The following is a 26,204-nucleotide window of genomic DNA, read 5'->3' as shown; positions in this document are numbered from 1 at the left end:
GTTCCCCGGCTTCGTAGAACCCTGGCATCATCGATCGAAAAGGTGCGGTCCGGAGCGCGATGGATTTCACGAAATCAAGTTCAACGGCTACCGCGTCGCTTCATCCTTGGAAGCGGCTTCGCGCAAGCCCTCAGCGGCCCGCTTTTGATGATTTTCGTTCGTCACCCACTTGCGGCTCCCTTCTCTAAAGACTTTCCCAGGATTCCCAGCCATCCCAGCTTGAATGTGCCGACGTTCCAATCAGATCGCTTCGCCATCAATCGCGAGTATGCCGTCATCGACGGTATTGCGCGGCTCATGTTCAATCCACATTTCGACGGCAGTGGCGCGAGAGAGGGTGGCCGCACTGGCCCGTCCTCACAATTGCTTGGCCTGTTCCTTGGCGGCGTGAGCGGCATCAGTTCCCGCCTGCTTCATGCGATCGACCGCCTCGGATCCGATGTCACTCGCTTCGGATGCGACCGTATCAGCAGCTTCACGCAACGCTTTCGATACAGCGGTGCCGCGTCTGCTCAGGTCCTCCTTCACTTCGTCGCTGACCCCCCCGATGTAGTTGTCTTCGATCTGGGTCGTTCTGAACGCGCCTGCGAGTGCAGCGCCGACCGCCAAACCAAGGGCGCCGATGACCAGCGGCTGGCGCTCCATCAGTTCGCCGATCGAAGACTGCGCTTTCGTCAAAGTATCCCCTGTCGGCAGAGGATTGCCCATCTTAGCAAACTGTTCGCGGGCGTAAGCGACGCCCTCGTCAAACCGGTCGCGGACCCTGTGTACTGCTTCAGACATCGAGTCGGTTGCCGTTTGCACGGCATCGCGTGAATCCCCGGCCACACTGCCCCCTTCATGATCCATCTCAGGTGCGGTCGGCGGCGCCGGGGTCCGCTGCAATCCTGAGGCTGCAGCCTTCAAATTGCTGGCACCGCTATCGACTACACCAGATGCGGCGTTGGCGGCGGATTGCGCAGCGCCCTTCAATTTGTCGTCGCCGATAAGCAGCCAGAGTGCTCCGCCCCCGATTAGCGCGGCGGAAAGCGGGTTCTCTTTGGCCGCACCGAGTAGACTGTCAAAAAAACCGGTTTGCGCACTGCTCATCGCACCATTCCCTTCACAATATCTTTGTCCTTTTCAAGCTGCCGGATTGTTTCCCGCGGGGTGAGGGTTCGTGCGTCCAACCGTTTGATGCCCACCGCAAACAAACTGCCAGAAATGGCGGCGGCGACGACCGCCGATGTCAGGTAAGCCAATGCTGACGACCACCCTGCGCTGATTAACGCCGATGACAACGCGAACAGCGCCATCACGATGGCGGGGATGACGAGAACCGCGCCGCCGACCAGAAGTCCCAACGCTCCGCCTAGCTTTTGCACCTTTTCGGCAAGTTCGGCCTTCGCCAGATCGACCTCATTTTGGAAAAGCTTCGCGACCTGAGCCATAGCGTCGCCGACGAGGCCCGAGATATTGTGAAGATCGCTTTTCCCCGTTTCGATATCGTGCTTGATGCTCATGATGCGCGGCCGCCCCCTGAAGATGGATTCGGTCGCTGTCCCGTGATTGTGGATCCCATAGAGGTCTGTCCACCGACGGCCTCGCTTGCATAAGACCTCCGAACCCCGGATGCGCCAGTTTCCGCGCCGGTCTGCGAACTTGTCCGCTGCGAGGTCGATGTGCCGCCCGAAGCCTTCAAGAAGCGCACAGCGGCGAACCCGGCCAAAACGGATAGGCCGAGAAATGCCGCCGGTTGCCGCTTCGCAAAATCAGTCGCACCATCGACGAGGTCCCGGAAGCTGCCATCGCGAACCTTCCCGGCTGCTTCTTCGACATAGTCGGCAACCGATTTTATGCCGCGTGCTGCGAATGGCACGTCAGTTTCGAATGCGCCGGCAGCCTGGCGGAAGTTGCCCGCAAGGCGCTCGATGAAATCGGCACCGTTCTGTTGCTGCTCCCGTGCCCGTTCCTGAATCTGGTCCACGGTGCCGCTCGCGACATTTTTGGCTGCATCGGCGGCTTCGCCGAACTTGTCCCGAGCCATGTCCGCCGATGCCTGCAGGGCCTCCCCGGCGCGCTGCTTCATCTCGGCCCCTACGTCGCCGATCTGGTCCTTCAGACCGGTTGAGGAGCTGCTCTTGCCTTTGTTGAAGTTGGTCGGCTTGACCACATCTGAATCGCTCATGCTGTGTCTCTCAAGTGCTTGATTTTGCGGAAGGGCTGAATGCTGCGTCAACAACCTCAGCGGCCGCTTCCTTGAGGTTGTCGGCCAAATTACGGGTCATTCGGCTCGCATGCCGCCCAAGGTCAGCGTCACTCACGCTTCTTGTCGCGGCATCGGCCGCAGACAACGTGGCATCCTTGACTGCTTCAAATTCCGATTGAGCGGCCTCGCCGGCAGCGCGCTTAAGGCTGTCGCTCGCCGGCCCTGCCGCCCTGTCTTCGAGCTTCGTTTCCGGAAGGGCCGCCGCGATGATTGCCCCGATAGCGATACCGAGTCCTCCGATCAGCGCGGCGTTGTCACTGATGATCTGACGCGCCTGTTCTGGAGCGGCGGAGGCCGATTCCTTGATGGAGTCCATCCCGTCCGTGATCTTGTCTCCGATCGTCCCTGCAGCATCCGTTGCCCGGGCCTTGAGGTCTTGGGCCGCTGACTTGGCCGAATCTAGCGCGTCGTTGACCGCGCCGGCAGCGTGTCCTTGGGACTCGGAGATTTTCGCCTGGGCCCCACTTCTCGCTGCTTGAACTCTGGAGGCAGTCTGGTCGATAACCCGACCGGCACCATCCATCACGGGCGATACCGCTCCAGCAGCCCGGTCGCGCATGGTCTTGGAGGTAAGAGCGAGGCCAGCAGCAATCATGAGAATCGGCAGAGGCACCCCTTTCGCCAGTCGCAGCAGCGGCACAGCCACCGCGGTACCGGCAGCGACCGCGCGCATCGGGTTGTCCATCGCCTGCTGTTTGAGCCCCTCGACCCAGCCTTGGGCCTTTTCGCTCACGTAGCCCGACATTTCCGATTTAACGTGTTGAGGCGAGACCATGTGACGCAAATCCCGCGTAGTGTCCGATATCCCCTGCTTGAGACGTTCGACCGTGGCCGCCAATTCCGCCCGGTTACGCTCGGACTCCCGTCGTAGCTCCTCCACCGATCGCGTCATCTCACCCTCTTGTTTTCTTCGATTGTGCTTCGAATACGAACTCCCCCTTCATTGGATGGTTCCTAGTAGCCTTGGAGCACCTTCCGCCGCATCGCGGCGCACCGACGCGGCCGGTGCGTTCTCCCGCAGGCTGCCGCAGAACCGACTGCGGGCGGTCTCACCGGCCGCGCTGGTTCGAGATCTGCTCGTCAGGGGATCCAAGCCTCAGTGGCCGCATTCTCGAAGGAGGACAAGCCGCAGGTGTCCCCTTGAGTTTGCAGTTGGAGCGTGTCCAAATCCGACCCCACGGAGAATCTTAGTATGCGGCTCGATAAAAATGTCCGTTAGAGGCCTCGCGCTGGCAATCCTTCTGGCGGGTCTTCTCGAAGGCTCCCACGCATTCGCGCAGGAGGACAAGAAGACCGACGACGACAAGCCCGCCGATCCCGACACCGGCGAGAGCACCGTCGAGGAGAAGACTCTCGGGCTTCTGCCGAACCCATTCCAAAAGTACGGGATCAAGTTCGCCGCGACCTACATCGGTGAAACGCTGGGGAATGTCTCCGGCGGATTGAAGCAGGGAGCGATCTACGAAGGCCGATTAAACCTTGCGATCGATGTCGACCTGCAGAAGCTCGTCGGCGTCGACAAGCTCACGTTCCACGCCAACATGTTCCAGATCCACGGAGAGGGATTGTCGCGCAACTATCTCGACAATTTTTTCGTCGTGAGCGGCATCGAAGCATTGCCATCTACTCGCCTCTATGAGGCCTACTTCGAAAAGCAGTGGGGCGACAAAAAGCTCTCTTTGAAGTTTGGGCAGCTTGCCGCCGACAGCGAGTTCTTCAACACGAAATACACCGACGTCTTCACGAACGCGTCGATGGGCTGGCCTGTGATCACGTCGCTCGACCTGCCCAGCGGCGGTCCATCGCCGCCGTTGGCTGCGATGGGCACCAGGCTTCTGGTCAACATCACCGGTCAGCTGTCCATCCTGGGAGGCGTCTTCGACGGCAACCAAGCCGGTCCGGGACCGGGCGATCCGCAAGAACGCAACCGATATGGCGTCAACTTCCGAGTCAACGATCCGCCGCTGCTGCTAGGGCAGATCCAGTACGCCTGGAACAACAAGAAGGGCGATCCAAATCTGACCGGCCAGATCAAGTTCGGTGGATGGCGTCACTTCGGGCCGTTCTCCGATCTCCAACTCGCCAGCAACGGCGTTTCGCTTTCGGCGCCGAACAGCAGCGGCACTCCACTCATGTTGGTGGGCGACATCGGCGGGTGGGCGGTCTTCGAGCAGCAACTTTATCGCGTGCCCAAAAGCGATGATCGCGGGATCGGCGTATTCGCTCGTGTCTCTGGCGCTTCGGCCGACCGCAATCTGATCGATCTCTACGCCGACGCAGGCGTCGAATTCATCGGCCTCAGCGACAAACGGTCGGAAGACAAGTTCGGGATCGCGGCCGGCTACGCACACGTCTCGAAGCGAGCCCAGGCGCTCGACTTGGACTATCGCGCACTTGTCAGTCCCGCGTGGCCGGTGCGCAGCTTCGAAGGACTCCTCACGGCGGTGTATCAGTATCAGGTGAGGGACGGCTGGACCCTCCAGCCCAATTTCCAATACATCATCCGGCCGGGCGGCGGAGCGACGGACCCGACGGGCACGATGCCGGGCCGAACACTGAAGAACGCTGCGGTCTTTGGCCTGCGCACAACTTTGAAATTCTAGTAAGCTTCAGTTGCCTGAACTGGATGCTCACCCGTGGCGTCTCGACTTGGACTGGCGCTGGCGCCTGGCGGCCCTCGAGTTCGGCTTCATCTGAGCATCAATCCGGAGCGCACCAGATGCACTCGGGCGTCAGGCTGGCCGCAGGGCGGGGTGCCCCGGACAGGGTACTTGAACGCGATGACCTTGCCCGAGTTTACGGGATATCTCCGCCAGAAGAAGCGCTCGCTTTCCCGGGGCGCCGAATGTCGGTCGGGACCGGCCGACGCTCGCCAGTCAACGGCCAAATTGGTTCAAGTGACCTCGAATCCTTGGTTTGAGGGGCTTACGCCCTTTGAGTCATTCCGGAAGAGTTCCGGGACGGGCGCGAAAAGTAGTAGTTGCCCGTGGCCATCACAGCCCGGATCATTTTCTGTGATGAGAACGCCGGTAGCGCTCCCGCCCTCCTCCAACACGGAAGCAACGCCATGTCGAAGCGGCGTCGTTTCAAACAGACCTTATCCGACGCTGAGCCTCTGGGTGAGAGTTGCGGTACTCGCGACGCCGATGTCTGGCCCGACTTCGAGCGAGGTGACCCGCGCTTTACTATTACGGCCATCGAGCGCGACGGACGCCATGAGAGGCCGACAACTGAGGCCGTGTTACTTTGGCTTTTCGGCTTTGATGTGCAAGACGTAGAGCGTGTTTTGAAATTCGTCCGTGACTTCCATCCGCCATCCGTGCTCCGGCGTTAGATTCCCGTCGAGGCCTTGGAGTATCTTGCCAGCCGTCACTGTGGCCTCATGTCAAGCGGCGTGCTTGTCCGGCAATTCCTCGCTTAGAAGGTCACTTGTGGGTTACGTGAAGAAATAGCGCGGCATTCGCCGGTAATGCTGACAAGCGAGTGCACGTTCCAGAATAGGCGACGGCTCAAGATCAACCTAGGCCACTACGCTCGCAGACAAGTGGCATCAAACCTAGCAGGCCTTACTCTTTGTCCTCAGTCCAAGAGCGCTCACCACACCGGCACTCGAACAGGCCGCGCACTGGGTCCATCATCGTATGATCCAATCGGGGCTGCGCGCCGCATTTGCAGCGCGGCTCTTCCCGTGTCTTCGGTCCCGAAAATCTGTCGCTACTGAAAAAGTTCATGGGAATCACCCTGCCAAGCCGACTGAATAAGTACCAAAAAGGACAATTGTTCCCTCGACCCAATCTACTGCTCGGGAGGGCTAGGCGCCGGCAAGCCGAGCATCCTGGCTCGCTTCGCGGCCATCTTCCGGTAAGCCTTCGCTTGGCTCTCCATCGCCGCTTTCAGCTTAGGGTCCGGCTCTTTGGCCGCCATCCGTTCAAATTGGAGTGCGTGTTCGAGATACTCGCCCAGTAGCTTCACATCCCACCCCTTCAGGACAGCCAGCATTGATTAGTGGAGAGTCATTCGGGCCGCCGTAGGCCGGGTGAACGAAGCCAATCACTCAGATGCGCGCCGGTCTGCGCAATCCTCGCTCGCTTCAGTAGCGCCTCACGCTCGGCCCCAGCGGGTAACTGGCTGGCCTGTTCTTTCAGCTTTGCCGCCTGTTCTGCCATTCGGTCTTCGAGGGAGCGGGTCTGTGTGACCCTACAACGTCGTTGCGTCATAGTGCCTTCCCAAGAAATGCTTTAACGACTTCCAAACGGGGATGGGCCAAGTTCGGTTCCGTGAATGAAACTAGGCCTTTAGTCATGGGAAGGCGCCTACAAGCTTGGGACTTTCGCCGGCTCACCCGCCGAGCTGGCGGAGCACGCTAACCCCTGCGAGGCCGGGTTGTGTCCCCAGCATACTCACCAACTTCATCAACCTTGATCAGTAGCAGGAAGTTTTCCGCTTCTTCTTGAAGCAAGCCGGCCCTTCTCGGCCGTGAGTCGCCCGAGAAGAGCCAAGTACGAACTTTATCCGTGTCAGCCCGGAAAGGCGCGTCAGCAGCTTTTGCGCGGGCCCGCTCGCGTGACCCGCGGCGGCGCTGGAGGCACAGGCTTCGGCCGGATCACCTGGCGGTCAGAGCAGGGGACGCCGCCAGCGCTGAAGCCGGAAGCCTCCACGGCGGCGCAGCGCTCTCTGTCCGCGCCTCCCGTATCGCTGGGGCGCCGGCTACACCAACAACCTACTACAATGCGCCCGTCTTCTGCGGTTATCGCTGTCACCGTCTCTTTCGCCCAGCCTACGCCTATTACGACGGCTCCTATCCGGTCGGTCGGCCACTGGCATCGGCACTACCGGCACTGGTGAGCGAAGTCGATCCGCATGCAACGGGGCCGCGCTATTTAAGGCGCGGCCTTTCCTTTTTCGACATCACGCGCGAGCATTCCGTCACCACCATCCGCCGGCAAATGGGTCGGGCTCTCAAAGGCAAGACGCCTTCTCTGTAGTTTTGCCGAGCGCTTCGGATGCGGGCGGGCCGCTGCGGCCGCGCGCACAGGTATCTCTTTCTTTACCTCGATGGCAAGGGCTGCAGGCACTGCAGCCATGGCTTCGTGCGCGTGGTGCTGCGGTACTACAGGGATCGGATCGGCCTGCGCGATGATCGGCACATCGGTGCGAGGACGCGTGTCGAATACGATCTTCTCCGGTAGGCCTCTCGCGGAGGCGATCCGGATGATGGTTCTGTCCGGATCGGAGGCGCCCGCGCGCTCTACAGGGGCCGGCAGGTACCGGTCCGCAGCGAAGAGCAGCGCCAGCAGCAGCGCGCCGACGAAGACGAAGTATCGGATGATAGGCATGAACGGCCGCTCGCAATGAAGGATTCAGATATCGGCGGGCCGGAGACTGGAGGCGGGTCGCTTGCTTCAGCGACCCCGCCCGGAAGGATTCAGTCGATCTCCTGGACGACCGTGCGCGTCGAAGGATCGACCAGCATCACGCGTTCACCCGAGTACACGTAACGGTACTGGGTGAGCGAGGGACCCAATCGGCGGGCACAGACTGGAGCTCGACTTCGCGAGGCACGGGCTGCCCGACCACGATCTTCTCTCGGGTCTGCACGGGGCGCACCTTGTGCTCGGTGACGTAGGTGCGGATCTTCGTGCGGTATTCCGGCTCGATCTGTACGGCGGCGGCGCGACCCGCGCCGGTGGTGGTGACCACCGTGGACTGCGCCAACGCGCCGGTCGAGATCAGCGCAGCAGCCGCGCACGTTAGCATCAGCTTCTTCATGAAAATCTCCTCGCCGTAGGATGCGGCATGCGAGAACGAGCGAAAGATGGCAAGGTTCCGGATCGCATCAGGAAATTGCCTATTTTTCCTGAGCCAGCTGCAACTGAAATCGACGGCGCGCGCGACCGTGCGGACCCTTAGGATGGCCGGAGCGTTATGGTTCCGTGGATTAAAACGAGTGGAGGGTCGGACGTGACGATGAAGGCGGGTGCGAGCAAGAAGCCGATCGAGAATGAAGATCAGGACAACTTCTTGCAGCGCCTGGGACCGGGTCTCATCACCGGCGCTTCCGACGACGATCCTTCCGGAATCGGTACATACAGCCAGGCCGGCGCGCAGCTCGGATTCGGCGTCGGCTGGACGATGCTGATGACCTATCCGTTGATGGCCGCGATCCAGGAGATCTCGGGACGCATCGGCCGCGTAACGGGCCACGGCATCGCGGGAAATGTTTGCCGCAATTTTCCCGCTCCTGTTATCTGGTCTATGATCGTGCTGCTGTTCGTCGCCAACACCATCAACGTCGCGGCCGACCTTGGGGCGATGGGAGATGCGCTCAAGCTTCTGATCGGCGGCCCGGGAACGCTGTATGTCGTAATCTTCGGTGCGGTCTCCGTGATCGCGCAAATCTTTTTCAAGTATGAGCGCTACGTCTCCATCCTGAAGTGGCTGACGCTGGTCCTGTTCGCCTATGTGATCGCGCTTTTTCTCGCAAAGGTGCCGTGGGGCGAGGCTCTGAAAGGACTGCTCGTTCCGAAGATCGAATGGAGCGGACCTTTTCTGACGACCTTGGTCGCGATCCTCGGCACGACGATCTCGCCCTATCTGTTCATCTGGCAGTCCTCTCAGGAAGCGGAGGAGCAGCGGATCGATCCCGACAAGAAGCCGCTCAAGCAGGAGCCGCAGAAGGAGGAAGAGGAGGTCAAGCGAATCCGGATCGATACGCTCGTCGGCATGGCGGTCTCGAACGTTATAGCCCTCGCGATCATCATGACGACCGCCGCGACGTTGCACGCATCCGGAAAGACCGACATCGAATCGTCCGCCCAGGCCGCGGAAGCATTGAGGCCCGTTGCCGGCGCGCTGGCCGAGTTGATCTTCGCCCTCGGCATCATCGGAACTGGCCTGCTTGCGATCCCAGTCCTGGCCGGCTCGACCGCCTACGCAATCGGAGAGGGACGCAAATGGCCTGTCGGATTGTCGCGCAAGCCGAAGGAGGCCATAGCGTTCTACAGCGTGCTCGCACTATCGGTCGCGCTCGGTGTCGGGCTGAACTTCACGGCGCTAGACCCGATCAAGGCCCTCTATTGGAGCGCGGTAATAAACGGTGTGCTGGCGGCACCGATCATGACCGTCATGATGCTGCTGGTGCGGCGGAAATCGGTCATGGGCGATTTGGTGGTTTCGGGACCTGTCTATTGGCTTGGATGGATCGCAACCATCGCAATGTTTTTGTGCATCGTCGGTATGGCTTTTACTATGTGGAGCTAATCGGCTCACCGATCGAGACTCGAGCGAAACAGTTTGTTAAATCTGGGCCGCCGCTGATGGGGAACCCGGATTGATGACTACATGCTCAAAACACAGCGGCATAAGCGGCCGATGATCTCGCTCCCGCTCCCCGCTGAGGACACTATGTGGTTGCCAGGTTAGGTGGCCAGGTTAGGTGAAAGGGGCGATCCGTCTCCGCGATAGCGGCTTCGTCACGCCTCAGGAATAGGCCGGAAAATCCACTCGCGCCACATCGCCAATAGCGCGGCCATGATGACTGGCAAGGCCGAATGCGGCCAAGCCGCCGAAAATTCCAACGAACGCGAGCAGGAATGGGAGCCTCGCTGAGCCGCTCACCAGCGTCGGCCAGATGAAATGGTCGCCGGCAAACATGACGATTGAGCCCACAAGAGCACTGCGGCCGCAGCGATCCCGCTTCCACCCTCCGATATCGTGACGATGGTTGCAACGGTGAATGCCACCCAGGCGCCGAATGGGATCATCGCGAACGCCGTCGTAAAGATAACGAATATCAGCGTGTTGGGCACGCCAGCGACGAAATAACCGATGCCGATCGCCAATCCTTCGCCAAGCGCTACCAGTACTGTACCGTTCACGGTCGCACGGGTCGCATCAATCATCTTCTCGACCAGACCTTCTCCCGCATTGCCGAAGAGCCTATCGCATGTCTCGAGGAAGCGGCTGGCAACTGAGCGACCCCCCGCGAAGCAAAGCGAACAGCGCCAGCAACGAGAAAAACAAGAGGAACAGCCGGTGTATAAGCTGACCGCCCAACGTCCGAAAGACCTCGGATACGTTGTCCGCATTCACCGACTTCAGCCATTCCGCGGCTGCCTGCGGATCCGAAAGATTGGCCGGCCACCATTGCTCCATGCTCTCGGCGGCGATCGGCAGGCGGGCGATCCAGTCGGGCACCCCGATGCCGCTCTCGCGTGCTCTCTTCAGCCAATCGGCAAGCAAGTTGCTTTGTTGTGCGACCTCATACACGGCAAGTGCAATCGGCGTCACCAGGATCAGTGCGACGAGGACGGTGAAGAGGAACGCTGCCGAGCCGGACGGACCACCCGAGACGCGTGTGGCGAATGCCAGATAAAGAGGCCACAGGGCGACTGCCATAATGGCGGCCCATATAAGAGCAGGCAGGAAGCTCGCGGCGGTCCAAAGTCCAAGGACGACCAACAATAGTGCCAGGACAATTCTGGCCTTCATGCGCGCCCCAGCCCCCAGAGGAAGCGGTTTTTGTTCGGCCGGCGAGGCTGCCGAATGAAGTCTCTTCGGTGTCCCCTTGGCCGTGGCGGTCATGCGACCTTCCGGCCTTTCTCGGCTGCGCCGCTACGGCCTTGCGGTAGCCGACGTTTGGTCCGCTGACGGACCGGACTGCGGGACCACCCACTTGGAGATACGGACCACATGCACTTTGCCTGTCGTGGTCCCTCGTCTCTGGATCCGTCTGCTACGCCAGCTGGCGACCTCGTTTTCCGAGCGCGATACTTCGTCCTTGACTTCGCCGCCGCGTTCGCTGGCCGCGCGCATCTAGTCTTTCCTCCTCAGTCCCTGAAAACGAGACAAGGCGACGTATGTTCCGTTACCAGGAACAATCGGCAGGATGCCCTCGTTCTTCCCCGGAGGAGCATTGCATGAGCTTAAGAAAGTCGATCGAAGGACTGAGCCCCTACCAGTCGCTCTTCTTGCTGGCTCTACCGGCGGCTACCGTAGAGCCTCTGAAGCTCGTCGCGGTAGCCGTAGCAGGAGAGGGCCATTGGATTACCGGGACGGTGATGATCGTGGCCTGCTACGCATTTAGCCTTCTAGTTGTCGAACGGCTTTTCGTCATCGTGAAGCCTAAGCTTCTCACGATCCCCTGGTTCGCAAAGATCTGGAAAGCCTTCGTTTCTGTTCGGACGCGCATGATCGGCACATTCCGTGGGAGCCGAACCGAGAATGCGATTCGCGATACGCCGTCAGCTTCGAAATGAGCCGAAAATCAACGCTCCCTAAGCGCCTGCAGCCGATGCTGGCCACGCTTACCGATGCTCCGTTCGACGATGCCCACTGGGTGTTTGAGGACAAGTACGACGGCTTCCGGATGGTCTCCGAGATCCGCGGGGGCAGAGTGGCCTTGTACAGCCGCAACGGCAAGATCATCAGTCATTCGTATGTGGAGGTTGCACAGGCCCTGGAAAGCGTGAAGGGCGACGCCGTGATCGATGGCGAGCTCATCGCCCTCGGCAAGGACGGAGTTTCGCACTTCCAATTGCTGCAGAATGCGTTGAGACACGAAGCCAAGCTCCTTTACTGTGTGTTCGATCTCATGTTCGCCGACGGCGAAGACCTCCGGAAGCTTCCTCTGCTCGAGCGCAAGGAAAGGCTGAAGGCCATCCTGCCGCGCCACAAGCTGATTGCATTCAGCAAGCACCGTAAAGGCAGCGGCACAAAGTTCTTTGCAGAAGCCGAGCGGATGCATATCGAAGGCATCATGGCCAAGCGCGCCGACAGCCCGTACGCGTCCGGACGCCGGACCGCTGACTGGCTGAAGGTGAAGACCGCGCAGCGGCAGGAGGTCGTTATCGCCGGGTTCACGGCGCCCAGGCGAACCCGGCCTTTCTTCGGCGCGCTCGTCCTAGCGGTGCGCGAAGATGATGGATGGCGGTACATCGGCCACGTCGGCACCGGCTTCAGCCACCAAGTTCTCGAAGAGCTCCACGGAAAGCTCATCAGGCTCAAGACTTTCAAGTCGCCCTTTCCTGCCAAGGTGAAGGACGAGCGAGTCACGACCTGGGTGCGTCCCACATTGGTCGTGGAAGTGAAGTTCGCGGAGTGGACCAGCAAGGGCGAGCTGCGTCAGCCGGTCTATCTCGGGCTACGGTCCGACAAAGACGCGGAGGACGTTGTTCGCGAAAAGAACTGGTCGCGAAAATAATGCCGGCCAGGCGAAGCCTGGAACCTGGAGTTCAGCCGGCGGCGCGCTCGGATGCCGAAGGCCACGGCGGGAGGGGCGGCAACCCGAGAGCGTTACGAACGGGTCCAAACGACCTGCGGTGAGCTGCGCATGCGCCAAGCCTGGCGAGGGCCTCATAATGAGCCGGGACTGGGTAGCCCTTGTGATCCGCGAATCCGTAGCCGGGGTGACGCACGTCAAGCGCTCGCATTACGATGTCGCGCTCGACTTTCGCGAGGATGGAGGCTGCGGCGATGCTGGCGGACTTGGCGTCGCCCTTAATGATAGCCTGCTGAGGGATGTCCATTTCCTTCAACCGCTTCGCATCGATCAGCAAGTGCTGCGGCGCAAGCCCAAGCCCCCGGACCGCACGCTGCATAGCCTGAATGCTTGCCCAATAGATGTTGATCGCGTCGATCTCCTCGACCTCGACGAACGCCACACACCAACTCTCTGCCTTTTCCTTGATCTCTTTCGCGAGTTCTTCGCGAGCCGCAGCATCGAGCTTTTTCGAGTCGTCGATTCCGATGATCCGCGTGCCGGGTTTAAGGATCACAGCGCCAGCGGAGACCGGCCCGGCGAGCGGGCTCATTCCAGCCTCGTCCACGCCCGCTACGGCATGATGGCCGCTTTCCCAGAGAGAAGTCTCAAAGCGGAGCATCTTGCGGAGGCGCTGCCCTTCGGACCTATTGTCGAAGCGCCGTTTGTCAATTGAGGCCAGGATAGCACGCGCTCCCGCACGGGTGTCGGCCCGCAAGATCTGCTCCACGTTGGCCTCGAGTGGTCGTTTCTCATCGACATAGCGCTGACGCAAGACATCGAGTGAATATCGGGGCATCGCCACCTTCGTGAAAACTGATTGTAGGAGCGTATCGGTGATCTTTGTGGCGATTGTCTGAAGTTAAGCCATGCCCTCATCGACTGCGCGACCTCGTCGAAAGGAACCGAGCGGCTCTCATCAGGGGGCGATATTCTGCGCGGCCACTAATTTACGGATCGCGACCGGCGAGCTCAGCGGAACCTAAGGGCGTCTTCATGCCTTTACTGTGAGCGGAGCCTCGATCCCAGGGTGCTTCGGAAGACAGGCCCATGCTCCGACAGACCAGCAATGAAGAACAGATCCTAGATCGTACCGCCGAGGTCGCCGCCACAATCGCTGAAGAAGGCCTTCGCTACGTCAGCGACTCCGCGCCCGGCTACACGCGCAAGGGGACAGGAACCACCTTCAGCTACTACGACAAAGACGGCAAGCGCATCACCGATGCCACGATCATCCAACGCATCAAATCAATCGGCATCCCGCCGGCCTACGAATCCGTCTGGATCTGCCCATCGCCGAACGGCCACATCCAGGCAACCGGGCTCGATGCGCGGGGTCGCAAGCAGTATCGCTACCATCCGAAGTGGCGGGAGATCCGGGACCAGAATAAGTATGAGCATATCATCCAGTTCGCGGCCGCCCTGCCCTCGTTGCGTGAGCGGGTCGCCGCCGACATGAAACGAGACGGACTTCCCCGCGAGAAGGTGCTGGCCACGATCGTCAGTCTTCTGGAGAAGACGCTGATCCGGGTCGGTAACGTCGAGTACGCCGAGAAAAACAAATCCTACGGACTGACCACCATGCGCCGTAAGCACGTTGCGGTCGGCCGCGGCGTCCTTCGGTTCGACTTCACGGGCAAGTCTGGCAAGCAGTGGAAGCTCCGCGTCGAGGATAAGCGCATAGCCTCGATCGTGAAGCGCTGTGCCGATATCCCAGGTCATGAACTCTTCAAGTACCTGGACAACGACGGAGAGCCGCGCACGGTGGATTCGGGCGACGTCAACGCCTACATCAAGGACATTACAGGCGAGGACTTCAGCGCGAAGGATTTCCGCACTTGGGCTGGGACGGTTCTGGCGGCGTTGGCGCTGGCCGAATCCAAGAAGTATGACAGCCAGGCCGAGGCGAAGCGCAACATCGTCGCCGCGATTGAGAGCGTCTCGAAGCAGCTCGGCAATACGCCGGCCATCTGCCGCAAGTGCTACGTGCACCCGGAAGTCCTGAACGCCTACATGTCCGGCGACTTGGTGAGGATGATCGAAGCCAAGATCGCGCAGAAGTTCAAGCGCCAGTATGCCAAGCTCTCATCCGACGAGATCATGGTGCTGGCATTTCTCCGCAAGCGTCTCGATTCTCTGGAGTTTCGCGCCTAGCCTCGCGACTCGTATCCACACGCTTGCGCCCTTCTCGACGCTTCCGAGCGTGCCTCGATGGCGGGGGCTCTCGTCGGCGGAAGGGGGCCTCCATTCAAGTGTGGGGTGCTGGGCGTGGCGCGGGTCGGAGGGAACGGTCGTGGCCGCGATACCGTGCGGGTTCGGCTCCCGTCCGCGTCCTCTCGGGCCCTACCGGCCCTGTAAGACCCCGGTGCACAACTCGGCCGCCTGATGGCCGAATCGAAAAGCAGTCTGTAGATCCAGCGGGCATGGCCGCAAACAAGGTAACGGCGGTACGCGTGGGGCTGGGGAGACAATCGATGGTCCGGGACTATCAAGCGGTCCAGCTTCGCTGGCGTCTTTGACTAGGAGGCGTTCGCCCTGGGTCGTTCGCGCGCCTCGCTGCGGCGTTCTCGGCGCTCGCGCCGCCGCTTCGCGCGGTCGGCAGGCTGCCGCAGCGGAGGAACCGGCGCTTGTTCGACAACCGGTAGCGTGATCTCGTTGACCGCCGTCCCCCGGATTGGACCCGGCGTCAGTTGGGCCTCCATGAATGCGAGGACGTCCCGTCCCTTAAGTCAGTCTCCATCCGCCGTCGTTCGCTTCCGGGCTGCCCCGCTGGTTTAACTGACCGCCGGCGCGGGATTGAACATCCCGCCCAACGGCGCGCGGCTATGTCGCTGGCTGGGCGTCGACCTCGATGGCGGGATCCCAAGGCGCCCGGCCGGGCGGCCGTTCTGGAGTCGACCCGGCAGTTCAACGCGGATGGCAGCGTGACCAAGTTCGATCATGTCACCGCCGCCGGCGACGGCGCCGGCTTCATCACATGCATCGGCTGGACCTGTTGATGTGCCTGTACAAACGGGTGTTCGAGTTCGGTCCCGACAGCGGCGCGCCGTGCCCGATCAGAGTGCACATGGATTCCAGGCTGACACGCTTGCATCAGACCGCGGGCGAGGTGACGGCAACCTCTGCGAATGGTCGAACCGTCACGTCAGAGCTTCTCGTCGGTGCCGACGGGATCAACTCTGCCACATTGCAGCTGGCGTGGCCGAACCCGCGTCCCAAACGCTGGACCGAGGTGACCTGCTTTCGTGGACTGATTCCGCGGGCTGCGGTCGCCGCGCTCCGCAAGGCTGACGGCAGCCCGCTGGACAACAATCCCATCGACTCCCTCAGCATGGATCGCCTTCGCAATGACAAGAGCGGGGCGACGACCTATTGGGTGCGCGGCGGCGAGTTGTTGAACGTCTGGATCGCCCGCTACGAGCCCGACTCTGCCGCATTCGAGAAGGAGGAGGGCGACTGGTTTCCGTCGGCCGGGAGGAGATCCTTCGCAAGGTCGGCGAGACCTTCGAATGGAGCCCGAGTCGGGATGACCTGCTCGCGCTGCCAGGGGCGATCGTTCGTCCCACGAGGTGGGGTCTCTACGATCGTGACGCGCTTGAAACCTGGGTGCAGGGACGCATCTGTCTGCTTTGCGATGCGGCGCACCCGATGCTTCCCACCTTCGGCCAAGGCGCCGCGCAGTCCTTCGAGGACGCCGCCGCGCTCGCCAGCGGCTTCGCTTTGCACAAGCGCGACGTGGCGACGGCGTTGTTGCATTACGAGCGCGTGCGGCATCATCGCGCTACCCGCTTTCAGCTCGGCTCCAAATTCGCGTTCGATCACTTGCGCGCCAGGGACACCGCCGAGCAGAGGGCGCTGCTCGAGACGCTCAATGAGCGGGTGAGCCCGGCATTCGCCCATGACAAGCGTGGGGGCGAGGACGACTCCTGGATCTACCCCTACGACGCCCGCAATATCGGCACCGAATTGCCCTACAAGAGACTGGGGCCCTGGGATTTCCGCCGGGCCGAAGGCCAACTACGCCAGTGACCGGGAAGCTCTGGACGCCGGCCGCTCCCGCCAAGGCGCCAGGTCCCGTCATGCGCGAAGAGGTCGCCCTGCACAACAATCGTGACGACTGCTGGGTCATCATCCGCAGAAAAGTTTTCGACATCACTGAGCGGCCGCCGCATCATCCCGGCGGCGCCGGAATTGCCCGCATATAAGCTAGCAAGGAAGCCACCGCGGAATTCGGCGACTACCACAGTCCCGAAGCTGTCGCTCACATCGCTCTCTTCTGCATTGGCTACCTCGCCACGGACTAAAGCAGCACGATCAGCTCAATGGCCACGATGCACATCAAGACAGCGCACCCTAAGAGATAGCCCCGCCGAAAGCCGGGAAGCTCGCCCGCGACGTCCGGGTCGATATACTTGAAGCACAAAACGTCCTCCATGCATCAATCGGTCATTTGAAATGTGTTGGGTCGTTAATCTGTTCTTCGAGCCGAGCTATTGATCCGCTCAACCGCGACAATGGCACCGGCCGTCAAGCTCCGGAAACGGCTAGAAAACTAACCGGATCGCATCCCGAGTGTCTGGAAAACTTTGCACCTATCGCGCGTCGTATCCAGGGATCGGCGGGTGTGAGAACGGCCGTCCAGCTCGTTCAAGAAAACGCTTTCGCGAAACGGCATGAGTGACCTGACGCACGTTCCGCGCCAAAATGTTTTGCCATAGTTATCCGTGCCCCCGCCATCGGGAATAACGACTTGCACGAAACGGGCTGGGGCACCGCACGGGACGTCGTTCAGTAACGGTTTGGACACGTTTTCATAAACTCAGGGATGTCGCCTCATCGGCCCTCGACCCTAATATTCTGGATCCGACAATGACCACAGCTCGACACATGAGTGAGCCAGAGGCACAGGCCGAGATTTCCGGCGGCGCGATCGGCGGGCAAGACCAGCCTCCACGCCCGGAGCCGCCGCGTGGCAAGAAGCCTGGCTCGTCTCGAAGGATCGTGATCGGAATAGTCGGCGGGCTTGCGATCGCCGGAATAGCCGCCAGCGTCGTGATACCTAGCATCGTCCGCGACAAGCCCGTTGCCGTTGGCGAGGAATCCACCCTGGAAGTGCTTGTGCCAGCCGACATCAATGCCGCTCTTCCGACCCTCGATCCGGGAAGCTCGAAAGCGGCGGTGGACGACGCGAAGAACTGCAAGGTGCCGCTGGCATGGGTGACGTTGACGCAACGGAATGGGCATGGCGGCATGGTGCGCGTCCGATCGGGACAACATCTATCGCCGCCGATCAAGCTCAGCCCCGCGCCTCAGCGCGTCGCCATTCCCTATCCCGCGCCGTATCCCACGGGACGTGGGGTTCTGACATTGGTCGGCGAGGCGGACCAGGTGGGGTTCTACCTCACGCCCGGAGGCGTTCACGACGTCAACGGCACCTATCCCGTCAATGTCAGGTGGCAGGTTCGCAACCCATGTCCATGACTGCTCAAACGGGTAATGTGCAAACAGGCGAACGGGACGCCGTGACCGGGAATTGCCGGCCATGAAAAACTTCTTCCGCAACCATCCGATGGTCGGCATATGCATCGCGATGATTGTGGCCGCGATCGCCACGCAATGGATACTTAATCCGAAATCCGGTCCACTCAGCGCATTGACGTGGGCAAACGCGCTCACGATCGGCGCCGTGCTCCTGATCATGCTGGCCGGGATCGCGTTGACCTATGTGGCGATGCGGCTCGGGAGCGATCCCAGTGGATTCGGACTGGTCCCCGTCGGGGAGGGCTATACGGTCGGGCGCCGGCTGAACGTGAACTCTGCGGCCGTATCTGTCCGCACCGCCGACGAGGTGCTCGACGAGATCGACCAGATGATTGGGCTCAGCTCCGTCAAGGAGGAGGTCAACAAGCTGCTGGCCGGCATCGAAGTCGAGCGCAAGCGCCGTGAACAGGGCTTGCCGGTGGCAAGGGTGAGCCGGCACATGGTGTTCACCGGGCCGCCCGGCGTCGGCAAGACCGAGATCGCGCGCGCTCTGGGGGAGATCTATCGCTCGCTCAAAGTGCTGCGCAAAGGACATGTGATTGAGGTACAGCGCGCCGACCTGGTCGCGGGCTATATCGGGCAGACGGCGATCAAGACGCTCGACAAGTGCAAGGAGGCGCTCGACGGCATCCTGTTCGTGGACGAAGCTTACTCGCTCGCAGGCGAAGGCAAGGATTTCGGCCAAGAGGCCATCGCGACGCTCCTCAAGTTCATGGAAGACAACCGCGACCGCGTCATGGTGATCGTCGCCGGATATCCCAATGAAATGCGGCGCTTCATCGCCACCAATCCGGGCCTTGCGAGCCGCTTCAACAAAACCATCGAATTCCCGGCCTATGAACCGAAGGAGCTGGCTGCGATCTTGCGATTGATGGCCAGGCGGCAGCACGCGGGATTACCTGATGAACTCGAGCAAAGCCTGGTCCCCTGGATCGAAACCCAGTGGAAGAGCGAGGGCTGGGGCAATGCGCGCGAGATGCGCAACCTTCTCGACAAGGCGTCCGAAGCCCAGTCCTTGCGCGTGGCCGCCGACCCGACCGCCGACATCAGCAAGATCGAGATGGTCGACTTCGAAAGCGCAGGCGTGAATCTGGTGCGGACGCGCATCCCGCCTCCGCCTCTGCCGCCTCCGCCCGCGCCGACCATATCAACTTCTGCTCCGGTCCTCGTTCAACCCACGCTGGCGGCGTCTTCTTCGCCAGATCATTTGGCGCCACGCTCCATGCGCAGACTGAAGGTCGCGGCCACCGTTCCCCTTGAACGCACACTCGATCAGGCGCTGGACCACCTCGAAGAGATGGTTGGGCTGGAGCCGGTCAAGGAGGAGGTGAACAAGCTCATCTCGGGGCTTGAGGTGGAGCGCATGCGCCGCGAGCAGGGGCTCGTCACCGCGCCCATCAGCCGGCACATGGTGTTTACCGGCCCGCCCGGCGTGGGAAAGACTGAGGTCGCCCGCGCACTCGGCGATATACATCGTTCGCTCAACGTGCTGCGAAAAGGTCATCTGGTCGAGACCGACCGCTCGGGTCTGGTGGCAGGCTATATCGGCCAGACCGCCGCCAAGACGCTCGATAAATGCAGGGAGGCGCTGGACGGCATCCTGTTCATCGACGAGGCGTATTCGCTTGCCCGATCGGGTCAGGATTACGGCCAGGAGGCGGTCGATACATTGCTCAAATTCATGGAGGACAACCGCGACCGGATCGTCGTCATTGTTGCGGGTTACCCGAACGAGATGCAACGCTTCATCAACAGCAATCCCGGCCTCTCCAGTCGCTTCACCAAGACGATCGCGTTTCCGCCCTATGCCGCGAACGAGCTTGTCGCCATCCTGCGGGTGATGGCCAAACGGCAAAACTTCGTACTGCCAGATGATCTCGAAACCAGCCTCGGCCCGTGGATGAAGGTCGGCATGCGCAGCAAGTCCTGGGGACAGGCGCGCGAGATGCGAACGCTGCTCGAGCGCGCACGCGAGGCCCAGGCCCTGCGCGTGGGGCGCGACCCTTCCGCTGACGTGCGTCAGCTCACCATGACGGATATTGACGCGGCCATCCAGATTTCCGGATATCGCGGGCTCGAGCCGGAAAAGATCAGCGACACCGTGGTCAGGATCTCTGCGCTGCCTCGCTCGGTCACCCCACTGTCTGAGGGGACGTCCGCCCTGCAGGCAGCCGTTGTCACGATCAAGTTAGACGGCGGTCACGGCAGCGGCTTTTTCATCTCCAGGGATGGATACCTTCTGACCAACCACCACGTTGTCGGCAACAACAAATTTGTAACCATCAAGCTGACAACTGGCCGTCAGCTCCCCGGCGAGGTGGTGCAGTCGCACAAGGCGCGAGACATCGCCTTGGTGAAGGTCAACGAATCGGCCATGGAGGCCTTGCCGCTACAGCTCAACCTGCCCGATGTCGCCGCAGAGGTCTACGCCGTAGGTACGCCGAAAGACGAGAAATGGTCGACGACCATCACCAAGGGCATCGTCAGCGGCTATCGCACGGACGATGATCTTTTTGGCACGGGGAACAACGATCTTAAGCTCCTACAGAGCGATGCTGCCATCCATGGCGGCAGTAGCGGAGGCGCACTGGTGGACCGGTTCGGCAATGTCGTGGCCGTTAGTGTGGGCGGAATAACCGTTACGGCTGACAAGACGGGCTCCAGCCTCAATTTCTTCATTCCCATCGCTGATGCGCTCAAGTACGTCGCCGTCGAACTGGTCAACCAGGACCTGGCATAGCTGCAAACGAAACGATCGACCCAAGATGGAATCAGAGCGGACAAACCAGATGACAGCGATCGGCCGAACGGCCGCCTTGCATGTTGCCTTCTGGCAATACGATCCCTGGTATCGTCGCGCATGGTTTGTCTGGCCGCAGCTGACGGCAGTCGTTCTCGCGAGCTGGCTTCTCGTGGGTCTTCCTCAGACGGCGCCAGTTTCGGTGGGCAATTGGGCCAAGCCTGCCGATTGCACCAATGCATCAACTCCGGGCTGTGCGGCCACCCGACGCGCTGTCTTCGTATGGGACGATGAGGTCAGCAGACCCATGGTCGCCAACCAGATCACGGTCATCGTCGACAGATCGACCTTTAGGAAATCCGCCCTGGACGACCAGCAGAAACTTGGCGCGGCGCTCGGCGCTTATTATCGCTTCAATTGGGTCAAGACGATTGACATCCTGAAAACGGCGACTTCGAGCGACCCCAACGTTCAATTCCTCTCGGCACTCGCCTTGTTGATCCCGAATTCGACCGACCAGACGCGCAGCGCGGAGGCGTTGCTGCGCGAGGCGGCAGCCGGGGGACATCGTCAGGCCGGCAGCGTCCTCGGCCGCATCCTCTTCACGGGCGCGAGCGGCGTGCCGAAGGATGAGACGGCGGGACGGAAGCTGATCGACGACGCGGTTGCCGCGGGCGAGCCGTACGCGACGCGGCTCGCCGCCGCCGGATATGTCAGCGGGGAATTTGGCAGCACGTATGATACCGTGAAGGCCGTCGATCTCTTGCGCAAGGCGGCAGATGCCGGCGAACTCGTCGCCATGGCGCAACTCGCATTCTGCATCAACACCGGGCGGGGCGGGCTTGCCCGCGATGATACGAAGACGCTCGACTATTTGCGACGCGCGGCGGATGCCGGGTTTGAAGCGGCACAGTTCACGCTCGCGCGGTGGCTCAGAGACCGATACTTCGATCGGGAAAGCACGGATTTGTCGGAATCGATCAAGTGGTTCGAGCGGTCCTATCGCCAGGGTCACTCTGTCTTCGCTCTCGCGGAGCTCGCTAATGTCATAAGATACGCGCGGGACGCGCCGTGGTTCGATACCAAGCGCTCGTTTGAACTATTCCAGGAATGTGCGCCTTACAGAAATGCCTACTGCCATTATTGGCTCGCCCGCGCCTACCACGATGGGGCCGGAACGACGCGAGACTACACCCAGGCTTACGCTCACTACACGGTGGCGAAAGAGCTCCGGTGGCAGGATTCAGGCAACAACCTCCAAAGACTCGAAGATTTCCTCCAGCCTGACGTCAAGACCAGCGCAGCGGAGCTGGCGAAGAACATTTTGGCAGGCCTCAAACCGGTACCGCGCCCGCTCAGGATCGAAACGGCCGAGACTGAAATCGCGAGCCCCTCTCCGTGGCCAGAGGCCAATCCGCGACCGACATCACCTTGATCCGCCGGAGGAGTAGTTGATGAGCCTCAAAGCAGTCGTCTTCGAGGCCTATGGGGCACTCTACGACAGCAGTCCGTCGCTGACGTCACCGAGGATGCAATTCCCGGCTGCGGCCAGATCATCACGCAGGTCTGGCGGATCAAGCAGCTCGAATACACCTGGTTGCGCTCGCTGACGCGGCGCTATCGGATTTTGCGGCGGTCACCCGCGAGTCGCTCGCCTATACGCTGCGCGTGCTCGGGCTCGACTATGAGAAGGAGGCGTTCGAGCGCGTTATCGCTCCTCCAACCCGTGGGACGTCACCGGCGCAAATCATTCGGACTGAACGTCGCCTGGATCGAGCGGGTAACGCCCGAGGCCATGGCACCGGACACAGCGGCCCTCGGCAAAGCACGCGCGTGCCGTGGATGTCCCGGTGATGGCTCTCATCGTGTCGAGGATCGACGTGTGCTTTGCGGCTTTGGACCGGATCATAGCGATGTGTTCGATGCTAAAGGGGCCATGCGCGGCAGTTTTTAGGGTGCCGGAAGACAGTCGGCAGGGGCGCGCCGGCCGGAAGTTTCTGCAAAGGAGCGCAACACCATCCAGGGCCATGATCGAGACCATGGGATTGTGCGCATTGACCGGCGGCGTCGTGATCCTCTGTCCTGCCTCTATCGTTGAAGTGAAGTGAACCGTCGCCGAAAGGGCGCACATGAAGGTTGCTCTGAGGACTCTAGGCCGCGACGCGAGTGTCGCAGATTGGCTGACCAGGTTGTTCCAGACCATCAGTTGTCCCTCCGCTCGTTGGTTGGCGTCGACATAGTGATGGTAGTCAGCAGGGCAGCGGCGCTGCTCCAGAGCGATTGACCCCATTGCAGAGCGATTGCTACCAGTTTGGGGCCCGCGAGAGGGCTCCCAATGGTCGCTGCAACCCCTTCGCCTCATCGCATGGCGCGCGCATCCACACGTCCCGCTTCTCGCCAGTCGTCAGGATCATCGGCATGCCTTGGAATGGATCGGCTCGACGACCGCGCTTGCTTAGCGATCAGAAGACGTGACGGTCCCTTTGCATCGCTCAACTTCCGAATGTAGTAGCCTTGCCTTTGAACCGCCGACTTGATCTCGTCACTGACTTTGAGAACCTTCTTCCTGGATTTGCGCCATCGCCCCGGCTCGTGTGCGGGTATAGGAAGTCCCTTACTAACGACGAGCAGGTCGCGTCTTTCGTTTAAATAAACGTCAAACATGCGCCACCCCGAGCCAACCTAGCCTTATCGTTTCGGTGCCAAAGCGCAGTTGCAAGAGCCGCTTCATCGCAGCCCTGTCGCTCTGACGATAAACCTGGCTCTCGGCTCGCGTCCTGTGAATAGCGGGGAAGACTCTCGGTGTTCATCCAATTCAGCGCGTTCTTCTGCTTGTATGTTGTTGGGATGTCACACGTACACACCAGCAGATTTCCGCATCGCGTCGCGGTGAGCGCCTCACGGCTTGCGCCCCAGCCAAGGGAACAAGCTGTGCATTGAAGGCAAGTTGAACCCACTAGCCGCGATTAATGGAATCAGACGCCGTGGGAGCCAACCATGCCGATTAACGACCTGATAGACAGATTGATCGAAGAATACCGGGGCGACGTTCACGGGGCCTTGCAAGTGCTCCTCTTGCTCAACGAGCGTCTCGAGGCCGAGTTGCAATACTTCTATGAACAATCCAACATCGCTCCACCGCATCGGGGCACGCTGCACTAGACCATTGTTGGCAGCAGTGAGGTCAATTACCTCGTCCGCCGCGCACGACGGCGACGCTCGCCGCGCATCGTCATCGCGGAAACGTCCGCGTTTCGCGGAGGTTTGCCCACACCGTCACCGCGTCATCCCCACTTTCGCGACTGCCGTAGCAGAGGCAAGAGCTTTGCCTCTTGTTTGTCGGTCAGCGAACCCGTTTTATCGAGCTGCACTTTCATGTTCTCAAGAAAGCCAATTTCCCAGCCGTTTACGTAGTGTAGTTCTACGCTTGAAAGCAGGTCGTCTATCGCTTCCTTGGCTTTTGCGATCCATTCCGCCTTTCGCCTCATCGTCGCCGCCCCTCTTAGTCCTATGACATCTAAGCGGACGGCGGCAGGGCGAGGCAATCGGTCAACCGGCGTCAAGGCCGCACCACCATCACGCAGCGGCGGAGCCAGGGCGCTTCCCCCAAATGATAAGTGACACGCGTTCAAGCCCGTCAGGACGGTCGCAAAGAGGCCGCGGGGCGGAGGGCCACAGCACGCCGGGCAAGGCTTCAGCGTCGCGTCGGTCTCGACCTCCAGCATAGGTTGCGGCAACCAACCGACTCTGGGAAAAATATGGGCGCTTCCGACCGCTCAACTGCACAAAAGGGGTCGGATGTCATTTCTCAATGAGCGCATGAAGGCGCAGCAAACGAGAGCTCTGCCGGATTTCGATATGCTCCGGTAGTTCACCGGAGGTTTCGCTGGTGCCATCCGAAACTATATTGGCGCGCTCTCAATGAGCATATGATGGCAAGCCGCCGCAACCAAGACAATCCACCTATTCTCATCTGCAGCGAATGCAGACGCCCTATGGATTATCTTGCGACACTGCCGGAGACTGCAAAGCTGCCAGCGGTCTATGCCTACAGATGCTTGCCATGCCGCAGGGTTGACACGATCGAGCCGAAGTAGTCCGGCAATCGAACGGGCGGGCTGCCGCACGTGCTCGGCGCTCAGAGCGGCGCAGCCAGGACCACGGGGTGGTGGTGCAGCGGCTTGGCACCTCAATGGACACCTGTCTCCGTACCCTCTACGTTGCGGCCTGGTCACTAGCTACCGTTGGCGGGGTGTTTGCCGGGGTAAGGTTCTGGCAGGAATAATCGTAGTTGCGGCGAGAATGCAGCGCGAAGCATCATCGAATTGTTGGAGCTCGGCTAGGCCTTCGCTAAGTCTGATAAGTACCACGGCAACCAAAATGTCAATCCCACTGACCGACGTGCAGTGATTGCAGAAGTGATAATGCGGATCGCTTCTGAGGCTTTGCCAGTTTGGGCCAATATGTCGCCTTGATGCTCCATTCCGCGAGCCTTCCAAAACAAGGCACCTTTGGCTTCTGCCAAAGAGACAAGTTGCTCGGCTCGCGTACTTGCCGCCTCTAGTTGCCGCACAGGGCATAGGCGAATGCTGCTTGGGAGAGCGCATACAACGAGGCGGCGGCTTGATCAATCTCGATTGCATCTTTGACCCCGCGCTCAATATCCGCGAGCGCGGCCTCAGGATAGCCGAGAAACCACAAAGCCCATGACCGATTCGACAAGATTGCCACCCGGACGTCCTGGCCTAACCTTGTCGCCAGCGAGCGATGTTCGACGGGATCGTAAAGCGCGATCGCACGATCGAAATGCGACCGCGCTTGCGCGATGTCCCCCGTGACCAGCAAGGAGACGCCCAGGATACGATGCCCGATCATGAGCCAGCCAGTCGTTACCTGTTCTTTAGCGAGTACGAAAAATTGCACCGCAAGTTCGCGCAGTGCGTGGCCGGTAAGTCGGAGTGGTTCGCAACCCACAAGCCGTAGAGGGCCGAAAATAACAGCAAGGGATCTTCGGAAGATACGCCGAGTGCCTCCGCTTGTTCGATCAAGAGGCGTGCCCGTTCTGCCGACGGCTCCGTTTCTGGCGCCGCATAGCCTTTGACCTGGAAGAGTGGATCAATGAGCGCGACTTGAAGCTTGATCTGTTCGCGGCGAAGCGCCGGCTTACTGGGCAAAGTCGCGATTTGTCTAAGCGCGCGGGTAAGCTGCTCGACGGCCTCAACCAGTGCTGAGCGCGCAAGCGACCGCAGACCCGACTTACCCCACATCCCGACGGCTTTCTTTATGAGCCCGCCTCGGTGCAATGGCCGCGAGCGAAGAAAAAAAGCTCGGGTTTCGGTCAGGTATTGAGTTTCTTTCCGATCGAAAATCGAATGACTGGCTCCTAGCGAGATGCGAGGTCCAGTTGGAGACCTGAG

General features: G+C 60.8%; 25 protein-coding genes and 2 pseudogenes. 14 read left to right on the top strand and 13 right to left on the bottom strand.

The features are described from left to right. Window positions 1–357: 357 nt before the first annotated feature. The 4 genes from ACRQ5Q_RS42120 to ACRQ5Q_RS42105 are packed head-to-tail and all read right to left on the bottom strand — an operon-like array spanning window position 358 to window position 3,140. On the bottom strand, window positions 358–1,089 hold the full coding sequence (locus ACRQ5Q_RS42120; RefSeq protein ID WP_439400187.1) for a hypothetical protein: 732 nt from the start codon (window positions 1,087–1,089) through the stop codon (window positions 358–360). After that, the gene (locus tag ACRQ5Q_RS42115) at window positions 1,086–1,502 is read right to left on the bottom strand and encodes a phage holin family protein (RefSeq protein ID WP_439400186.1); all 417 of its coding nucleotides are present in this window, start codon (window positions 1,500–1,502) and stop codon (window positions 1,086–1,088) included. The genes ACRQ5Q_RS42120 and ACRQ5Q_RS42115 overlap by 4 nt, the downstream gene beginning before the upstream one ends. Next, window positions 1,499–2,167 (bottom strand): hypothetical protein, encoded by a 669-nt coding sequence (locus tag ACRQ5Q_RS42110; RefSeq protein ID WP_439400185.1) that lies wholly within the window; start codon window positions 2,165–2,167, stop codon window positions 1,499–1,501. Before ACRQ5Q_RS42110 ends, ACRQ5Q_RS42115 begins: the two co-directional genes overlap by 4 nt. A gap of 10 nt (window positions 2,168–2,177) precedes the next feature. Beyond that, a complete protein-coding gene (locus ACRQ5Q_RS42105; protein WP_439400184.1) occupies window positions 2,178–3,140 on the bottom strand; it encodes a DUF3618 domain-containing protein in 963 nt (320 codons plus the stop codon). Window positions 3,141–3,456: 316 nt separating this feature from the next. Here ACRQ5Q_RS42105 and ACRQ5Q_RS42100 point away from each other — a divergent pair, with 316 nt between their 5' ends. After that, window positions 3,457–4,851 (top strand): carbohydrate porin, encoded by a 1,395-nt coding sequence (locus tag ACRQ5Q_RS42100; protein WP_439400521.1) that lies wholly within the window; start codon window positions 3,457–3,459, stop codon window positions 4,849–4,851. 2,277 nt (window positions 4,852–7,128) lie between these two features. Here the strand turns inward: ACRQ5Q_RS42100 and ACRQ5Q_RS42095 are convergent. Next, window positions 7,129–7,584 carry a hypothetical protein gene (locus ACRQ5Q_RS42095; RefSeq protein WP_439400183.1) on the bottom strand — a complete coding sequence of 152 codons (456 nt, stop codon included), beginning with the start codon at window positions 7,582–7,584 and terminating at the stop codon, window positions 7,129–7,131. Window positions 7,585–7,720: 136 nt separating this feature from the next. Beyond that, a complete protein-coding gene (locus ACRQ5Q_RS42090) occupies window positions 7,721–8,017 on the bottom strand; it encodes a DUF1236 domain-containing protein (RefSeq protein WP_439400182.1) in 297 nt (98 codons plus the stop codon). Window positions 8,018–8,215: 198 nt separating this feature from the next. On the opposite strand from ACRQ5Q_RS42090, the gene ACRQ5Q_RS42085 reads away from it, so the two are divergent. After that, window positions 8,216–9,508, top strand: a complete 1,293-nt coding sequence (locus tag ACRQ5Q_RS42085; protein ID WP_439400520.1) for an Nramp family divalent metal transporter — start codon at window positions 8,216–8,218, stop codon at window positions 9,506–9,508. 353 nt (window positions 9,509–9,861) lie between these two features. Here the strand turns inward: ACRQ5Q_RS42085 and ACRQ5Q_RS42080 are convergent, their stop codons facing one another. Next, entirely contained in the window at window positions 9,862–10,149 is a 288-nt protein-coding gene (locus ACRQ5Q_RS42080) for a hypothetical protein (RefSeq protein ID WP_439400181.1), read from the bottom strand. 37 nt (window positions 10,150–10,186) lie between these two features. Beyond that, window positions 10,187–10,831 (bottom strand): AI-2E family transporter, encoded by a 645-nt coding sequence (locus ACRQ5Q_RS42075; RefSeq protein WP_439400180.1) that lies wholly within the window; start codon window positions 10,829–10,831, stop codon window positions 10,187–10,189. A 335-nt stretch (window positions 10,832–11,166) separates the two neighbouring features. Between ACRQ5Q_RS42075 and ACRQ5Q_RS42070 the strand changes: the two genes are divergently transcribed. Then, on the top strand, window positions 11,167–11,505 hold the full coding sequence (locus ACRQ5Q_RS42070) for a hypothetical protein (RefSeq protein ID WP_439400179.1): 339 nt from the start codon (window positions 11,167–11,169) through the stop codon (window positions 11,503–11,505). Further along, window positions 11,502–12,449 carry a non-homologous end-joining DNA ligase gene (ligD, locus tag ACRQ5Q_RS42065; RefSeq protein WP_439400178.1) on the top strand — a complete coding sequence of 316 codons (948 nt, stop codon included), beginning with the start codon at window positions 11,502–11,504 and terminating at the stop codon, window positions 12,447–12,449. Before ACRQ5Q_RS42070 ends, ligD begins: the two co-directional genes overlap by 4 nt. Before the next feature lie 31 nt (window positions 12,450–12,480). Here ligD and ACRQ5Q_RS42060 read toward each other — a convergent pair whose 3' ends face one another. After that, window positions 12,481–13,305, bottom strand: a complete 825-nt coding sequence (locus ACRQ5Q_RS42060) for a ribonuclease HII (RefSeq protein WP_439400177.1) — start codon at window positions 13,303–13,305, stop codon at window positions 12,481–12,483. Between the two features lie 251 nt (window positions 13,306–13,556). On the opposite strand from ACRQ5Q_RS42060, the gene ACRQ5Q_RS42055 reads away from it, so the two are divergent. The 8 genes and pseudogenes from ACRQ5Q_RS42055 to ACRQ5Q_RS42020 form a co-directional block, all read left to right on the top strand. Beyond that, entirely contained in the window at window positions 13,557–14,660 is a 1,104-nt protein-coding gene (locus tag ACRQ5Q_RS42055; protein ID WP_439400176.1) for a DNA topoisomerase IB, read from the top strand. Between the two features lie 671 nt (window positions 14,661–15,331). Then, entirely contained in the window at window positions 15,332–15,505 is a 174-nt protein-coding gene (locus tag ACRQ5Q_RS42050; RefSeq protein WP_439400175.1) for a hypothetical protein, read from the top strand. Between the two features lie 607 nt (window positions 15,506–16,112). Further along, complete coding sequence (locus tag ACRQ5Q_RS42045) at window positions 16,113–16,535, top strand: FAD-dependent oxidoreductase (RefSeq protein WP_439400174.1); 423 nt, start codon at window positions 16,113–16,115, stop codon at window positions 16,533–16,535. A 50-nt stretch (window positions 16,536–16,585) separates the two neighbouring features. Next, window positions 16,586–16,711 (top strand): cytochrome b5-like heme/steroid binding domain-containing protein, encoded by a 126-nt coding sequence (locus ACRQ5Q_RS42040; RefSeq protein ID WP_439400173.1) that lies wholly within the window; start codon window positions 16,586–16,588, stop codon window positions 16,709–16,711. 664 nt (window positions 16,712–17,375) lie between these two features. Beyond that, the gene (locus ACRQ5Q_RS42035) at window positions 17,376–17,987 is read left to right on the top strand and encodes a hypothetical protein (RefSeq protein ID WP_439400172.1); all 612 of its coding nucleotides are present in this window, start codon (window positions 17,376–17,378) and stop codon (window positions 17,985–17,987) included. 61 nt (window positions 17,988–18,048) lie between these two features. Continuing rightward, window positions 18,049–20,787: an AAA family ATPase gene (locus ACRQ5Q_RS42030; protein ID WP_439400171.1), complete on the top strand. Its 2,739-nt coding sequence runs from the start codon at window positions 18,049–18,051 to the stop codon at window positions 20,785–20,787. Between the two features lie 49 nt (window positions 20,788–20,836). Beyond that, a complete protein-coding gene (locus tag ACRQ5Q_RS42025; protein ID WP_439400170.1) occupies window positions 20,837–22,222 on the top strand; it encodes a tetratricopeptide repeat protein in 1,386 nt (461 codons plus the stop codon). Between the two features lie 19 nt (window positions 22,223–22,241). Next, window positions 22,242–22,588: pseudogene (locus ACRQ5Q_RS42020) on the top strand (hypothetical protein); the annotation flags it as partial. Here the strand turns inward: ACRQ5Q_RS42020 and ACRQ5Q_RS42015 are convergent. Together ACRQ5Q_RS42015 and ACRQ5Q_RS42010 are read right to left on the bottom strand one after the other, a co-directional pair. Then, entirely contained in the window at window positions 22,535–22,990 is a 456-nt protein-coding gene (locus ACRQ5Q_RS42015) for a hypothetical protein (RefSeq protein ID WP_439400542.1), read from the bottom strand. The pseudogene ACRQ5Q_RS42020 and the gene ACRQ5Q_RS42015 overlap by 54 nt on opposite strands. Window positions 22,991–23,268: 278 nt before the next feature. Beyond that, window positions 23,269–23,451: pseudogene (locus ACRQ5Q_RS42010) on the bottom strand (hypothetical protein); the annotation flags it as partial. 333 nt (window positions 23,452–23,784) lie between these two features. Between ACRQ5Q_RS42010 and ACRQ5Q_RS42005 the strand changes: the two are divergent. Continuing rightward, a complete protein-coding gene (locus ACRQ5Q_RS42005; RefSeq protein WP_439400169.1) occupies window positions 23,785–23,949 on the top strand; it encodes a hypothetical protein in 165 nt (54 codons plus the stop codon). A gap of 122 nt (window positions 23,950–24,071) precedes the next feature. On the opposite strand, the gene ACRQ5Q_RS42000 is transcribed toward ACRQ5Q_RS42005, so the two are convergent. Together ACRQ5Q_RS42000 and ACRQ5Q_RS41995 are read right to left on the bottom strand one after the other, a co-directional pair. Then, on the bottom strand, window positions 24,072–24,350 hold the full coding sequence (locus ACRQ5Q_RS42000; protein ID WP_439400168.1) for a hypothetical protein: 279 nt from the start codon (window positions 24,348–24,350) through the stop codon (window positions 24,072–24,074). Between the two features lie 997 nt (window positions 24,351–25,347). Continuing rightward, window positions 25,348–25,710: a hypothetical protein gene (locus ACRQ5Q_RS41995; RefSeq protein ID WP_439400167.1), complete on the bottom strand. Its 363-nt coding sequence runs from the start codon at window positions 25,708–25,710 to the stop codon at window positions 25,348–25,350. A 113-nt stretch (window positions 25,711–25,823) separates the two neighbouring features. Between ACRQ5Q_RS41995 and ACRQ5Q_RS41990 the strand changes: the two genes are divergently transcribed. Beyond that, window positions 25,824–26,018, top strand: a complete 195-nt coding sequence (locus ACRQ5Q_RS41990) for a hypothetical protein (RefSeq protein WP_439400166.1) — start codon at window positions 25,824–25,826, stop codon at window positions 26,016–26,018. The last annotated feature ends 186 nt before the right edge of the window (window positions 26,019–26,204 follow it).

The organism is Bradyrhizobium sp. PMVTL-01, assembly GCF_051861855.1.
In the GTDB taxonomy this organism is placed as follows: domain Bacteria; phylum Pseudomonadota; class Alphaproteobacteria; order Rhizobiales; family Xanthobacteraceae; genus Bradyrhizobium.
Note: the sequence above shows the minus strand (reverse complement) of the source record. Positions and strands in the feature narration are given on the sequence as shown.